Source organism: Granulicella sp. L60, assembly GCF_009765825.1.
GTDB lineage: Bacteria > Acidobacteriota > Terriglobia > Terriglobales > Acidobacteriaceae > Edaphobacter.
The window spans coordinates 77,743-92,809 of sequence record NZ_LMUR01000010.1; the positions used below are offsets into that span (position 1 = coordinate 77,743).

Below are 15,067 nucleotides of genomic sequence, written 5' to 3' on the forward strand. Positions count from 1 at the left end.
TCGTCCAATCGAGAATTCAGTGCCCAAACTACTGTCCGTCAATGTCGGTCTTCCACGAGAAATTGAATGGCAGGGCAAACTTGTTCGTACCGCGATTTTAAAGCGTTCCTTACCTCATCGCGTTATTGCTCGACGATTGAATCTTGATGGCGATGGCCAGGCAGATCTTCAAGGTCATGGCGGCGAACAGCGTGCCGTGATGGTCTATCAGATCCAGGCCTATCGGTATTGGGAGCGCGAACTCGGCCAGAAAGGCTTTGAGTTCGGACAGTTTGGAGAGAATTTCACTGTGGATGGTCTGGCGGACGATGAGGTCTGCGTCGGAGACCGGTACAGAATCGGCAGTGCGGTATTTGAGGTGACGCAGCCCCGCGTTACTTGCTATCGGCTCGGAATTCGAATGAATAACCTTCAGATGCCTGCTCTCCTCGTTTCACATCGGAGGCCCGGGTTCTATTGCCGCGTAATCGAAGAGGGAGAAGTGGGTGCCGAAGACGAAATTCTAAAGATCGCTGACGGGCCAGGAAAAATCTCAGTCGCTGAAATCGATTCTTTGTTGTATCTTCCGAACCACGACCCCAGCCGAATCGCGATTGCAGCATCCATTCCTGCACTGAGTCCGGGATGGAAAGGCTCTCTGGAGGAGTTGCTCAAGGCAGACAAAAGGGGAGTCCATACCGGAAACGCAGGACTAACACCGTCCATTTCGCCCCCGCCCGCATGGAACGGCTTCCGAAGGCTCAGGGTGGCATCGGTTCATCGGGAGACGAGCGAAGTGACGTCAATCGTGTTCGTGGCGGTCGATGGGCCGCCTCTCCCTCCTGCGCTCCCCGGTCAGTATCTCGTGTTGCGGCTGGTCCCCGACAAGAGTTCACATCCCATCGTCCGCAGCCACTCCATCTCAGGCTCTTCAAGTTCGGGCTCCTATCGCATCAGTGTCAAGCGCGGGACGGGCCCAGGGAGCCGCTATCTGGTGGATGCGACACAGATCGGCGATTCATTCGAGATCAGTGCTCCGCGCGGCGATTTCGTGTTGCGATCTGGTGTTCGCCCTGTCGTGCTGTTGAGCGCAGGTATTGGCATCACTCCGCTTCTCTCCATGCTGTATACCCTTGCAACGGCTGAGGTCGAACAGCGTCGGGAAGTATGGTGGATTCATGCCGCACGGAATGCAAAAGAGCACGCTTTCGCTGAGGAAGCGCGAAAACTTCTGGCCGAAATTCCTGGAAATCACTCGGCAATCGCATATAGTAAACCGGAATTGACAGATAGTCTCGGCGAGGGCTTCGACATTGACGGACACCTTGACCTCGCGAACTTGCAACGACTCGGGATCCCCACCGAAGCCGAATTCTATTTGTGCGGTCCGACGGAGTTTCTCGCGGATATGCGTCGTGATCTGACTTCTTTGAGGATTCCGCCAGACGCGGTGCATCAGGAGGTATTCGGACCGGCAAACTCCACCGAGGCGGGGATGGCGAAAGCGGAGGGCAGAATTCCGCATCCGCCAATTGGTTCTCAAGGGGATGGACCTATCGTGTCCTTCACTCGCAGTGGTCTTGCGGTGCCGTGGGACAACCGTTTCCGGAGCCTGTTGGAATTTGCTGAAGCTTGTGACGTGCCGGTGAAATGGTCCTGTCGCACCGGTGTCTGTCATATTTGCGAGTGCGGAATCCTGGACGGCAGGCTGAACTACACTCCCGAGCCGCTGGACCAGCCAGCGGCAGGCAATGTGTTGATTTGCTGCTCGACGCCTGAATCGCAAGTCAATTTAGACTTATGATCCTCACAGAAAGAACTAAGCGGAAAGAAACCGCTTTACGGCAACCAGAGTGTCGTCAGGGTTGTCTTCCGGAAAGAAGTGGCCACCCTTTATCGATTGTCCTTGCGCATGCGGAGTCCATTGTCTCCAAATGCCCAGCGATCCTCCGTCTTTTGCATAGAAGGTATCTAGTGGGCCACCCTCAGCCCAGAGATGCAGCATTGGGCATTCGGTTTGCCTCGATGCTTCCTAGTCGACGCGATCATGTTCAACATCGATCGTCGCTGCGGCTCGATACTCCTCACAGATGCCGTGAATACGAGCTGGATCGCGAAACGCTAAAAGATATTCTTCGAGAATCTCTGAGCCAAAGGTGCCGTGTCCAAAGGGGTTATCGAAGACAGCCTCGGGTGCCCCAAGCAGATATCTTTCCGGAAGAGGCTGCTGCTGTGCCAGTAAAACCCAAGGCCAGTAGGTCCGAGCAAAGCGCGCATCGGATCGGCTCCAAGATTCGAGAATTGGAATTACATCGAGTACAGCGAGACGCTCCACATTCTTCGGATGGTCCAGGGCCATACGGTAGGAGACGCGCCTCCACGATCGTGCCCAATTAACGTGAAAGTCGGAAATCCGAGTTTCACCATCACGTCGACCAATTCCTTAGCCATTGCGCGCTTTGAATAAGGGAAGTGATCGTTCGTAGAAGCCGGTATCCCGCTACGGCCATAGGCGCGTAAGTCTACGCATATTACGGTATGGTTCTCTGCAAGTTTCGGCGCAAGGAACCGCCACATTAGGCTGGTGCGTGGAAAGCCGTGTACCAACAAAATAGCCGGCCCGCTCCCATAGCGACGTACGAATATCGTATTTCCTGCGACCTCAACCTGAGACATCTCGAAAGAACTCCGATCGGCTGAAGTTGCTCCAGTTTCCATCGGGCGTTGCGCATGCACGAGCTTGGCGAGTGGGCTCGTCAATAGGACACCAAGAGACGCCCCTTTGAGTGTGTTAAGAAACATACGACGCTCTCCATTGTTCCTGCTGGTAATGACTATTTCTCTCACTATCGCGGCGCCTACTATTAAGCGCTGTAGAACCCCTTACTTATTGCAAGCGTCATGCCAAAAACAGATGGCATCATTCGTGTGGAGATTGTTGAGATAAGTTGTTCTGACTTCGCAAGATGGCTTGCTAATGGAAATAAAAGATTAATGCCGCTGGTGACAGATCTGTGACGGATAGCCAGCACTGGCAGTTTTTCGTTGCAACCGCCATCGCATCGAATCTCTGTGGGGTTGAACTAGTAGAATTTCGAAAGAGTCCCGGTCCGGACATCCACGTGCAATGCTTAAAAAGCAGTCTTACTATGTCATTGCGAGGACCAGATGATGAATCCTTCATCTTCAGCTACAACGGAATTTCATTGCCCTTCCAATAGTGAACAACGAGTGGCCGCACTCAACTCAATAGAGGAGTTGAAGGGCCTGACTCTGGAAGAACTGCTATGGATTGCGGATTCTGGCACTGAGCGATCTGCCCAGAATGGAGAGCTAATTTTCAGCCAGGGATCACCACCACATCATCTCATCTTCGTTCTCGCTGGCGAGGTCGTGATCAAACGTCACACCTCGAGCTCTGTCTCGGTACTCACAGGCAGGACGGGACGAATCACCGGGAAGACCCCTTTTTCTCGTATTCAGGCTTGGAACGCTGATGGCCGGGCTTCAAGCAATGTTTGGCTTCTCGAACTTCACGAAAGCCAGTTTCCGGCATTGTTAAGTGCGATTCCATCGATGACGGAACGCATGGTTCGGGTTCTGATCGACCGTAACAGAGAGTACACAAGGGCTGAAGAACAGATAGGCAAGATCTCGGCGCTCAGTAAACTTGCCGGAAATCTGGCGCACGAATTGAACAATCCGGCGAGCGCCGCACGGAGTGCGACGCTCGCGCTGGGCCAGCATTCGGCGCTCGTTAAAAGCGATGTGCGGTATCAACTTGGCTTGAGATTGGCAGACCATACGGCTCTTGATCTTTATCTTGAGGGGCTGGATGCAATTCGATCGAGAGTCGGTTCAGGATCTCGTTCCAGCACTGTAATGCTCACTGGTGAACTGGAAGAAGCGCTGTGCGATTGGTTGCAAGACAAGGGCTTCGAAGAGGCGTGGAAATTAGCACCTGTCCTCGCGGAGGCTGAAGTGTCGATCTCTCAGCTTCAGGATTTCTTGGCTCCGATTCCACTTGATCTTCAGACGATTGCGTTGCGCGACCTTCTGGCGACAGTGAGTCGGGATGCATCCATTGCTTCAGTCATTCAGGCAAGCGAACGGATCTTTCGAATCGTCGCCGCAGTGAAGGATTATTCCTACATGGATCGCCAACCTCTTCAGGAAATCGATATCCCGAGTGCTTTAGACAACGTCCTGATGATGTTCCAACCGCGCCTGAAGGGCCTGATCATCAAGAAGAATGTCGCACCGGAGCTGCCCTTGTTCCAGGGCTTTGGGAGCGAGTTGAATCAAGCATTCTCGGCCTTGATTGAAAATAGTCTCGACGCCATTGGGGATAAAGGGACCCTTACGCTATCGGTGAAACTGCAGGGCAAGACATTTCTCGTCGAAGTTGAGGATGACGGCCACGGAATTCCGAAGGAATGTCAGGATCGCGTGTTCGAGCCATTCTTCACGACCAAGCCATTTGGTGGAGGATTAGGGCTTGGGCTTGATACTGTCCAACGGGTTGTAGCAAAGCACTTCGGCGCGGTGTCGTTTGATACATCCGCCCAAGGCACAACTTTTCACGTCCGACTGCCGCTGGATCGGGTAGAAATCTACTAACGCATCGCGTTACGGCGCATTTATGGGTGCTACAGTCGCAAAGAGAGGTGCAAACCCAGATGGCTTTTCGCCTGTTATATGGCAGTTGGAGCTCCCGTACGAAAGCGTGAAGTACAAGGGCGTCAACGCAGAACTCGATACATGCGAAGCAGACCAGAACGGTACTGAAATACGGAACCATCAGACAGCGAATACAAGAGCGCCGATCGCCATTCCAACGAAGTTCGCAAAGGTTGCGAGTCCCGTGATTTGTTCTCTGTGTTTCGGGTCGAGCGATGCCGGATGCTCGACATCAAAGGATGAGTCGCATCAAACACGACCGATAGAGCGGTGATGATCAGAGCCGAGATCCAAAGCATACTATGCTTCCAGGGAACCGACGGCCGCGTTACCCGTTTGCCCAAGCTGAGTGCTGGTGGTGAAGGCGTTGAAACAGTGTGATTACATCGCGGATCAGCGTTACAAGATCGAACGACAGAAGTGTCGCGTAGGTCAGCTTTCAGTAAGTGCGCTCGTGGAATGCCTCTCTGCTGCTCAGGAAGACCGCCTCGGTCGCATGGGAATCGCTTTGTCGCAACTCGCGATGTTTGCCAAAATCGATTTCTCTGCTGTTGACTCTTGCGCTCGCGCGTCGCGGTCTATGCATATCTGAATCCTTATAATCGCACGCACGCAAAGAGGCAAAGCAGTACAAGGCAGCTATTCGCAACGTTAGTCCTCTGCTTGCCGATAGCACAGGCATCAATCTTCACGCGCATAGGGGTTGTAGATGTTGAAGTAATCAACCTCCTAGCCGGAGGAACTCGCGTCACCGTGCTCGCCTAGAGAAAAACTTTCGCTATGGTAAAGAATCGGATAGTCTGCTGACGTCGCGTGCGGCTGCCTTGGTGAAGGTCATGCGGATTCCATGCTTCGGTCGCAGGATGACCATCGGACGCGCTTCGATCGTCTGACCTGGAGTCAGCTGAAAATCGTAGCTCCTGAGTAGATTGCTTAGAATCATGAGGATCTGCAGCATCGCATAGTGATTGCCGATACAAACCCGGGGTCCGCCTCCGAAGGGCAGATAGGTGAAGGGTGTGCGCAGCTTCTCGCTCCCTTTGATAAAACGCTCCGGGTCAAAACTCTCCGGACTTTGCCAATGGCTCGGAGCATGGTGCGCGCCGTACACGTAAACGATGACCGTCGAACCTTGGGGTATGACAATGTCACCTATTCGGTCGTCCGCTACTGCCATGCGGTCGATCATCCAAAACGGTGGATAGAGACGGAGCCCCTCCTGAATCACTTGCGTGGTGAATTCAAGTCTGGGCATGTGCGCGTGGCTCAGAGGTTCGTCACCCATTACGGAATCGAACTCCTGCCGTATTCTTTCGAGGCAATCCGGCTGCGTGCTCAGAATATAGAGAAGCCACGATAGACCATTCGATGATGTTTCATGGCCAGCGACCAGAAGTTGCATGCTCTCGCTGAGGACCAGCTCATCACTCATGCCTTCGCCGTTACTGTAACGGGCGTCCATCAAGGTCTGCAACAGATCGTGACCGGGCGCTTGCTGGCGACGCATCTTGATGTAATTCATAAGAATGTTGTCCGCGCGGGCTCGCATCTCTTCATGTCTGCGCAGTTCGCCTGACACTTCAAACCATGGATTCAGATAAGGCTGAAGGGTCTGCCGAACGATAAATTCCTGAACGGTGCAGATGGTTTGGCTTACGACGTCGATGTCTTCGTCTTTTAGCTTGGCGCCAAAGAGGGAACGGGCGACCATCGCGAAGGTCATCTTCATCAGGTGAGGGTAGATATCGACGGGGTCGGCACCGAGTTGTCGATCGAAATCACGCAGTGACTCGACGAGGGAGTCCTGCATAATCGCTGACAGAGCCTCAAGTTGCTTTCGGTCGAAACCCTTTTGGATGAGGCGTCGCTGGGTGCGCCAAGCTTCACCGTGGGTGGTAAGGAGACCTTTGCCCAGGAAGTGGCCCATTCGCTTTACTTGAATTTCGGATTTCTGGTAGTTTTCTGCATTGGTCTTCAACACGTGCTGAATGACCGTTGGATTGGTGGTAACGATGGCCTCTTTGAGGCCGCCCAAATAGAAACGAAACGTGTCGCCGAAGAGCTCGGTGTACTTTGATAACACCTGCACGGGATTGCTTACCATCGCGCGCGAATCGGCAAAAGATCGAAATCGGGAGACGGCGGGTATAGGTGTGGACAACGTTACACCTCGGTCTCCGGGAGCTTCGCTAGAACTATGAGGAGTTTCATGTGGTCCGGCTGAAGCTGTTGGGGTAGCCATAAGTAAAGTACGAAACGCTCAAAATTAGGTTTCACTTCCTAATTGTTTCAAAAGTATCAGATGATGCCAGATCGCACGCGTCATGGTCGGATGTTGTCGATAGGGAACTCCGAACTCGTCGGCAGTCTCCTGCACAATCCGGGTCAGCGGAGCGTAGTGAGTGTGGCACACAAAAGGGCACAGGTGATGTGCGATGTGATGGTTGAGGCCGCCCGTAAGCCAGCCCACGACCGGGTTGCTGGTCGCATAGTCGGCCGTAGTCGCAAAGATGTGATACACGCTATTGTCGAACTCGTTACGGCTCGAGGGGAAGTACGTACTGTCGATCGTGTGCGTGGTCTGGAATACCAGCGATACTGTCAAACCGACGATCAAATGGACGATCACGAACGCCCCAGCAACCAGTAAAGGCGATCTCCCTAGCAGCATCACCGGCAAAATAAGCATGTAGGCGAGGTAGAAAGCCTTTCCTGCGAAGAGGATGGCGTACTCTCGAGCCGGATGCCTGGTGCGTTTCAGATAGTCGTGGGTTGGAAAGAAAAAGGCCTCAAAGTCCCTTACGAAGACATAGTCGAGCGAAAACATCGCGTAAAAAAACAGTGCATAGATGTGCTGGAAGCGGTGCCACCCTGCACGGGGCTCATGAGGTGTAAATCGAAAGATGCCGCGACCTGTGAGCGCATCGTCTTCGCCGTGGAGATTGATGCAGGAGTGGTGGCCTCGATGATGGAGGATTCGCCACATATACGAGTTGATTCCGCAGATATCGAAGACATAGTTCAGGGTTTTATTTACGGACGGCACAGACGAGATGGCGTTGTGATTGCTGTCGTGGGCGATGTTCAGCAGAAGAAATGTCTGGGCTAGGCCGCCTAAAAGATAAAAGGCAACAAACTTCCACGAATCCAGCCTAAGTGCGTAGATAACAGCCCAACTGCCCGCCAGCACTGCGAGACCCACAGCGATCTTGACCCACATCGTGCGGTCGGCTTTGGGGGAAATATTGCCATCGACGAAGAATTTATCGAGGCGTCGTCGTAAGACCTTCGGGAAGGAAGAGGCACTTGCCGGGTCGCCGATCGGCTGCCACGACGAACCTTCGGGTGGTGCGATACTATCTGTATCCTGAATGAGAGTGATCACCACTTCGGTCCCGGACGTCACTGGTGCCTCCGCAAATCATTTCAAGCCTGTCCGGAGCATCCTGGCCGGCAGAGTCGATGACCGACGCCAGGGGTGAGATCGTATGACCCTGCCACCCGCAGCGTTGCAAACTCATGGTACCGCGAAGACTTAAGGATAATCAAGGATATCCACCAAATGAAGGCTCCGCACCGCATTCTGTGAGCGAAGACGCGTTGCATTGCTTATCGGCTCTGCTACCATAACCCGATGGATCGCGTTTGAATGGGGTGATGGACAGCCCCTCAGGGCTTCGTCGCCCTATCTATTCGGTCGCCATAAGATTTGCCTTTACCGGACTGAATGATATGGAAAGCGCAAAACGACTCAGAGACCCAGCCGCATTTCTCCTCGCCAAGTCACCGGAGAGCAGCAATAAGTGTAATGTTTTAGTACGTACTGAATTTTGTTATTTAACCTCGGGAGTATTGCTGATCTATTATGGCGTCGATTTTAGACCAATTGGATAGGCTGGGAGACGAACACCCGCACAAACTCCTTTATTCGTACCTTGACCTGAACGGCAACCCAATCGAATGCTACTCCTACGCGTCGTTTATTGAGCGGACGAAGGCGATCGCCGGTCATTTGCTGAAGGAGGGTCGTTTCGCGGCAGAGGACCGACTTTTGCTCGCCTACCCGCCGGGACTCGAAATGATCTGCGCGTTTTTTGGTTGCGTACGCGCCGGATTGATCCCCGTTCCGGTCTATCCGCCCAGCTCTCGCGGCTTCCAGAGCGCGCTGTACAAGATGGTCCACATCGCCAAGGATTGCCAGGCTTCCGGGATTCTAACGAGCGCTGACTACCAGGCATCTCTAAAGACAAACCTCACTCGAAGCGGCGTGTCGGCGTCCGGTGTCGACATCGACTACATCTCCGGTCTTCCATGGATTGTCACCGAAGAGTTCGTCTCTGAGACTTCGAGCGAGCCTTACTTCGGCACTTCGAAGATTCTGTTCCTCCAATACACATCAGGGTCGACGATGGAACCCAAGGGTGTAATGGTGACGCACGAGAACATCCTGCAGACCTGTCCGCTTGTGATCGACCATCCCAACCCGATCGTTGTATCGTGGCTTCCGCAGTATCACGATATGGGACTAATCGGATGCTACCTTTATCCTGCGCTGAGAGGCGGCACAACATACGGCTTCGCCTCCATGGACTTCATTCAGCGGCCTATCCTGTGGTTCGACACGATAACAACCTATCGGGCAACCGCGACTGCGGCTCCCAACTTTGCTTACGACTACTGCCTGCGTCCCGGAAGGCTGTCCAAGGAGGGCCTGGAAGACTGCGATCTTAGCTCTCTCCGGGTGCTGATGTGCGCTGCGGAACCCGTAAAGCCGGATACCTTCACACGGTTTCTGGAGACCTTTGAGCCCTTTGGGCTGAAATCGGAGAGCTTTTATGCTGCCTTCGGGCTGGCTGAAAATACTCTTGCCGTTTCACTCGGCGGCCGCACTATTGTTTCCGTCAACAAGCGTGCTCTCGCTCTGGGTAAGGCGCGCATGACGACCGAGGTCTCGGAAATCGACGGGGCGACGCAGATTGTCAGTTGTGGCACTCCTCTCGCAGGTATCGACGTTAAGATCGTCGATCCGGAGCAGCATGTCGCTCTGAAGCCGGGCCACATCGGTGAGATCTGGGTCGCCGGAAGCGGCAAGTGCCTGGGTTACTGGAATAATCCGGAACTGACGCTGAAGCAGTTTCGTGCGCGACTCGTAGACGATAGCCCTTATGACGATGGCTACCTCCGAACCGGAGATATGGGATTCTTCAACGACGGCGAACTCTTTGTTTGTGGTCGCATCAAGGACATGATCATCCTCCGTGGACAGAACTACTATCCGCAGGATATCGAGAACGTTGTGGAGAGAGCGTCCGGCCTGATCAGGCCCCATTGCATCGCTGCATTCCAGATTCACGAAGATAGCGAGCCTGCGCTGGCAATCGTGGCTGAAGTGAAAAATCCTAAGGCTGTTCCGGATGCGCGAAAGATTGCTGCCGCCGTTCGGAATTATCTGAATGTAGAAGTGGCGTTGATCTCCTTCATAGCTCCCCGTGCGATCCCGAGAACCAGTTCGGGCAAGATCATGCGCCACAAAGCTAAGCACATGTGGCTGGAAGGACAATTTACCGTTCTCTCGGAGTTTTCGAGGGAGAAGGACGCCGGGTGCTCCGAGTCTGATTCCGGCATAAAGTCGTCTTTCGACGAATTGAAGGCCAGGTACAACTTGACGGGCATGGAGTCCTACAACCTGGTTGAAGCTGGGCTGGATTCCCTGGATCTTGTTGTGTTCATGCATGAGCTCAAAGAGCTTTTGAAGGATAAAGGCGCTGAGATGCTGGCGCGGCAGGTCGATATCGGAGTCATTCAGCGTGTCAGCGTAGCCGATCTATTCCGATTGGCGGAGCAGTTGGAACATGCACCTGAAGAAGCACTGGTTCAGTTACGCCAATCCTTGGCAGCTTTCCGTGATGAGCAGCGCGCAGCGGAAAAGCAGATGATGAGCGACGACAGCAAACTCGTCTTCGACCCTCCGGTACCAACCTCTTTGCCCGAAACACCGATTGCGAATCACGTGCTGTTGACGGGTGGTACAGGTTTTATCGGACCGTTTTTGATGAAGAGCTTGCTGGAACAGACCCGAGCGAAGATCTATGTTCTCGTTAGGGCGTCCGACGAAGTCCAGGGCAGTCAACGACTGCGTGCGGCCATGGAGTCGATGGGACCTTGTCCGGCCAGGATGATGCAGATGTTTGAGGCCCGCGTCATTCCAATCTGTGGCGACCTCGGGCAGCCAATGTTGGGTCTAACGCAGGACGTCTGGGATTTCCTGGCCAGTGAAATGGATACCGTCTTCCACAACGGGGCTACGGTGAACTATTTGTTTAACTACGACCGCATGCGTGACGCGAACGTGATGGGGACCAATGAGGTCTTGAGACTGGCGTTCGAAGGACGGTCTAAGGAATTCAATTATGTCTCGACTACCTTTGTGTTTGGCTGGGCTGTCAAATCTGTTCTATATGAGACCGACTTCAACAAGGATATGGAGCTTCTTGATTTCGGGTACAGCCAGTCCAAATGGGTAGCAGAGCAAGTGGTTGCAGACGCGCGCAGCCGAGGACTCTCCACGCGGATCTTCCGTCCTGCTCTCGTGAGCCCCTCGATAACGGGCGGAGGCAACAACTTCGATATCGCCGTTCGCCTTGTGGCGTTTATGGTGAATCACGGCATTGGAGTCGACGCCCTGAACCAGGTTAGCTTCGTTCCCGCGGACATTGTGGCGAACAATATCGTCGCAATCTCCACGACTGCCGGTACTGCGAACAAGACGTACCACGTGGTGCGGGACGACTATGCGAATATGCTGGATATTACCGGGCTCATTACCAAGTCGACCGGTCGGCAATTCGATATATTCAGCATCTCCGACTTCGTTCCCGAGCTGATCCGGAGATGTCGGAAAGAAGATCTTCTCTTTCCGCTGCTGGATTTTCTGGTGGGCTCCGTGGACAACATCTCCGCGATGGAGTTCAAGCGCTATGAGAGCTCTTCCTATCAGGAGGCCCGCGACGCCTCGAAGTGGGGCATCCCGGACCCGTCTCTCGAAGATACGGTCGCTGGTATTTTGAAGTTCATGCACCGCAAAGGGATTATTTCAGTTGCGGCTCGTGAACTCAGCACTGCGCCATCACCTACTGAACCTCTTGCCTGCACGGACGCATAATCCGTCTACTGCTTTTTGAATACCAAGTTCTCGGTTAGATGTTGGCCATTTTCAAAGATGCCGGAGGTGGTCAGCGTCATCTGCTGACCATCCGCGGAGACCACCCACCTGTCTTTTTGAGCTACTTGGTCGTCTCGCCAGTAGCTCGCGTCCACGGTGTGGGGATCGACAAGTTGAAGTGTGACGGTATCGTTGCGGGAGTTCTTTAAATCGTATTTCTTCCCGTCAAAGCGGGCGGTGTAGCTGAAGTCACCCGAAAAACGCACCCCACCGTTTCCATCTGCCTCGATCTTGACTATCGACCCCTGTCGCAAACGAGTCTTGCTGGGGTCCTGCGTCCACTCGCCAGCCAATGGGTCACCGGCGACCTTCGCCCCCCCGCTCCGAGCCCACTCGGTGATCTGGTCGGCATGACCTGCGCTTATCGTCGTAATCGTTAGCTCGTTCCCATTACTTGATAATCTCTCGCGAACCGTCGCCACGACAGCTCCATTCTTCTTCTCCTTCACCTCGGCCTGCCTTTTACCGATCCTGCGCAACTCGACCTGATTGAACGCAGGATTCCCAGATACGGACGTCTCGTGTCCATCCGACTTCGCTGTGAAGTCGAGGCGGGTTTCGCCAGACATGACGACATGTACTGCGTCATGTAGAGCTGTGACGGAGAGTTTATTGGGAGGATTCAAGCTAGATTGCGCGGAGATGAGCGTCCAGGAGCCAATACGGGGGTCTGAGGCTCCAGATTGAAAAGCGGCAAGCAGTGCGAGCAACGCGAATTTAAGAATTGATCCTCCTAATCAGACGGAACAAATTTAGCAGATTCAGAGAGCCAGATGGGTCTGCGCCGAGCATCTGTTTCGTCCTACTAAGTCTTTTGATGCCTGCGGAGTAGGGCAGATCACCTAACTTGCGACTATTTGTATGACATTATGGGACTCATGTATGTGCGCCGTTTTTGGGTGGCCGGGATAGTTCTTGCCGCTGTCATTGCGCTTCTTCCGTTCTCTTTCCACTCCGAGCGCCATCTGGAGACGGCAACCCGTGTCGAGGGGAGCGAAGCAGAGACGGTCCGGCAGGAGCTTGTCAGCCGTTTTCATTCCCCATTCGTGGATAGAGTTGTCCTGGTGATTCAGGGGCTCCCTCCTGCGGATTCGGTAGAGGGCGGCCAAGCGTTAGCAACTGTCGTCGCAGCTCTGAAAGAGGAACCCGGGGTGTCCGGCGTCGTCTCCTATCTCGAGTTGCGCGATCCGATCTTTTTGGGCAAGGGCGGTGGAACCTTTGTTCTGGTGGGCCTGTCGTCGACCGATGGCCCAGTGGAGGCGCTCGTTCCTAAGCTTCATGAGCGGGCAAACTCTCTCGCCAATCAACTGCGGGGCCATTACCCGGCGGTGAAACTAGAGCTGACGGGCGAGCTCCCGCTGAACTTCGACATTCGCAAGGCAAGCGCCGACGATGTGCGACGCGGCGAAAGCCTGGTGATTCCTGCGACCCTCGTACTTTTACTGGTGGCCTTCGGAAGCCTGGTCGCGGCCATGATTCCATTAGCCGTTGGTCAGCTTGCCATCGCGACTACTCTCGCGATCACCGGACTACTAGCTCATCGCTTCCACTTATCCATTCTGGTTCAGAACTTGGCTACTATGCTTGGTCTAGGTTTGGGAATCGACTACGCGCTTCTCATGGTTAGCCGTTTCCGGGAAGCGATCTCCGCCGGGCACGACGGATCTGAGGCTTCGGTCATAGCAGCACGTCAGGCCGGTCGTACGCTCCTGATCTCAGCCTCGACTGTAGCGATAGGATTTCTAGCCCTATTGACGGTTCCCATCAGTGAAATCCGCTCCATCGGCATCGCTGGATTTCTGGTAGCGGGAATCAGCGTGTTGCTTACAAATACCCTCGTTCCGGCCGTGTTGGCGTTGCTCGGCCCGCGGATTGATGCTGGCCGGATGCCGTTTACTCCTAAACTGGATGCGGATCGTGCCGCACATACAGGAAACCGCTGGAGAAAATGGGGAAAGGTAATTGTTGCCCATCCCTGGCTTGCCCTGCTTCTGGCAGGCATACCTCTGCTTCTGCTCGCGTGGCAAGTCATGCGGCTGGATACCAGTATGCCCAAGGGAGATTGGCTTCCGGAGTCGGCGGAATCGGTTCATGCGCTGCATACGCTGGAAAAGATGGATCGAGCCGGCGTTGTTTATTCGATGCGCATCATCGTAGAACTGCCGGCGGATTCCATTGCGCAGACCGATGCGGGATGGAACGCCCTTGATCGCCTCGGCAAGAGCATCGCGAGCGACCCTCGTTGCGCCCGCGTCCTTTCTATCGCTACGATCGCGGAGGGCAACCGTGCCTCCCTCACCGACCTCTCTCGCGAGACGCGACGTACGTTTCTGAGCAGTGACGGAAGGGCGGCACTCCTTGAAATACTGCCGGCAACTTCGGTCTCCCTGCGCGATCAAGTCGACTGGGTGCGGGAGCTCCGGAAGACCGGCGCGACAGCTCTTACCGGCATACCCGGAGCAACTATACAAGTTGGTGGTATACCGGCACTCAACGCAGACTATCAGACGATAGTCACAGATCACTTTGTGCCAGTGATGGCAATGGTAGTGGTGGCGACGCTCCTGGCGCTTCTGGCTGGGTTCCGATCGCTCTTCGCTGCCGTAAAGGCTATTGCACTGAACCTGCTCTCGGTCGCAGCTTCTTTCGGAGCCTTGGTTTTAGTCTTCCAGGATGGGCACGGAAGTAGCCTGCTGGGAGTTCCAGGGGGAACGGGAAGCGTGTTCCCGCTTGTTCCAATCGTGGCCTTTGCTATCGTCTTCGGACTAAGCATGGATTACGAAGTATTTTTAGTTGCGCGGGTTCTCGAAGCCAGGAGAAGCGGGCTCAGTGAGATGGACGCAATCCCAGAGGGAATGGCGAGAACCGCAGGCCTGATTACGAGCGCCGCCGCGATCATGATTGTAGTCTTCGCGGCCTTTACCTTTGGAAACTTCCTAGTGGTCAAGATGATCGGATTCACGCTGGCAGTCGCCGTATTGATTGACGCGACGCTGGTTCGAATTGTGATCGGCCCCGCGCTCCTTCGGATTGCAGGTGATTGGAACTGGTGGCCTGGAGGACTCGCTAAGTCACGCAGTGTGAAGGTGATGGCCAGTCGCGAATGAAGCCGTTCGTTTGGTCGGCCCTCATTATAAAGAATCTTGATTCATTGGTTGTCGGGCCGAGGGACGTCTCGCCAAAAAA

The 15,067-nt window shown here is 54.3% G+C and carries 9 protein-coding genes; 4 read left to right on the forward strand and 5 right to left on the reverse strand.

What is annotated here, in order from left to right:
- The first annotated feature begins 19 nt into the window (after nt 1–19).
- Nucleotides 20–1,783 carry an MOSC and FAD-binding oxidoreductase domain-containing protein gene (locus GSQ82_RS03725; RefSeq protein ID WP_158790675.1) on the forward strand — a complete coding sequence of 588 codons (1,764 nt, stop codon included), beginning with the start codon at nt 20–22 and terminating at the stop codon, nt 1,781–1,783.
- A gap of 228 nt (nt 1,784–2,011) precedes the next feature.
- Here the strand turns inward: GSQ82_RS03725 and GSQ82_RS24675 are convergent, their stop codons facing one another.
- Together GSQ82_RS24675 and GSQ82_RS25535 are read right to left on the reverse strand one after the other, a co-directional pair.
- Nucleotides 2,012–2,338, reverse strand: coding sequence for a hypothetical protein (locus tag GSQ82_RS24675; protein WP_216847028.1), 327 nt, complete (start codon nt 2,336–2,338; stop codon nt 2,012–2,014).
- Nucleotides 2,287–2,781 (reverse strand): alpha/beta fold hydrolase, encoded by a 495-nt coding sequence (locus GSQ82_RS25535; RefSeq protein WP_216847010.1) that lies wholly within the window; start codon nt 2,779–2,781, stop codon nt 2,287–2,289. The genes GSQ82_RS24675 and GSQ82_RS25535 overlap by 52 nt, the downstream gene beginning before the upstream one ends.
- Before the next feature lie 366 nt (nt 2,782–3,147).
- Between GSQ82_RS25535 and GSQ82_RS03735 the strand changes: the two genes are divergently transcribed.
- The gene (locus GSQ82_RS03735; protein WP_158790676.1) at nt 3,148–4,599 is read left to right on the forward strand and encodes an ATP-binding protein; all 1,452 of its coding nucleotides are present in this window, start codon (nt 3,148–3,150) and stop codon (nt 4,597–4,599) included.
- 838 nt (nt 4,600–5,437) lie between these two features.
- On the opposite strand, the gene GSQ82_RS03740 is transcribed toward GSQ82_RS03735, so the two are convergent.
- Together GSQ82_RS03740 and GSQ82_RS03745 are read right to left on the reverse strand one after the other, a co-directional pair.
- Nucleotides 5,438–6,820, reverse strand: coding sequence for a cytochrome P450 (locus tag GSQ82_RS03740; RefSeq protein ID WP_158790677.1), 1,383 nt, complete (start codon nt 6,818–6,820; stop codon nt 5,438–5,440).
- 105 nt (nt 6,821–6,925) lie between these two features.
- Complete coding sequence (locus tag GSQ82_RS03745) at nt 6,926–8,065, reverse strand: fatty acid desaturase (protein ID WP_158790678.1); 1,140 nt, start codon at nt 8,063–8,065, stop codon at nt 6,926–6,928.
- A gap of 459 nt (nt 8,066–8,524) precedes the next feature.
- On the opposite strand from GSQ82_RS03745, the gene GSQ82_RS03750 reads away from it, so the two are divergent.
- A complete protein-coding gene (locus GSQ82_RS03750; protein WP_158790679.1) occupies nt 8,525–11,821 on the forward strand; it encodes a fatty acyl-AMP ligase in 3,297 nt (1,098 codons plus the stop codon).
- Between the two features lie 5 nt (nt 11,822–11,826).
- On the opposite strand, the gene GSQ82_RS03755 is transcribed toward GSQ82_RS03750, so the two are convergent.
- Nucleotides 11,827–12,507, reverse strand: a complete 681-nt coding sequence (locus GSQ82_RS03755) for a hypothetical protein (protein WP_158790680.1) — start codon at nt 12,505–12,507, stop codon at nt 11,827–11,829.
- A gap of 243 nt (nt 12,508–12,750) precedes the next feature.
- Between GSQ82_RS03755 and GSQ82_RS03760 the strand changes: the two genes are divergently transcribed.
- On the forward strand, nt 12,751–14,988 hold the full coding sequence (locus GSQ82_RS03760; RefSeq protein WP_158790681.1) for an MMPL family transporter: 2,238 nt from the start codon (nt 12,751–12,753) through the stop codon (nt 14,986–14,988).
- Nucleotides 14,989–15,067: the final 79 nt, after the last annotated feature.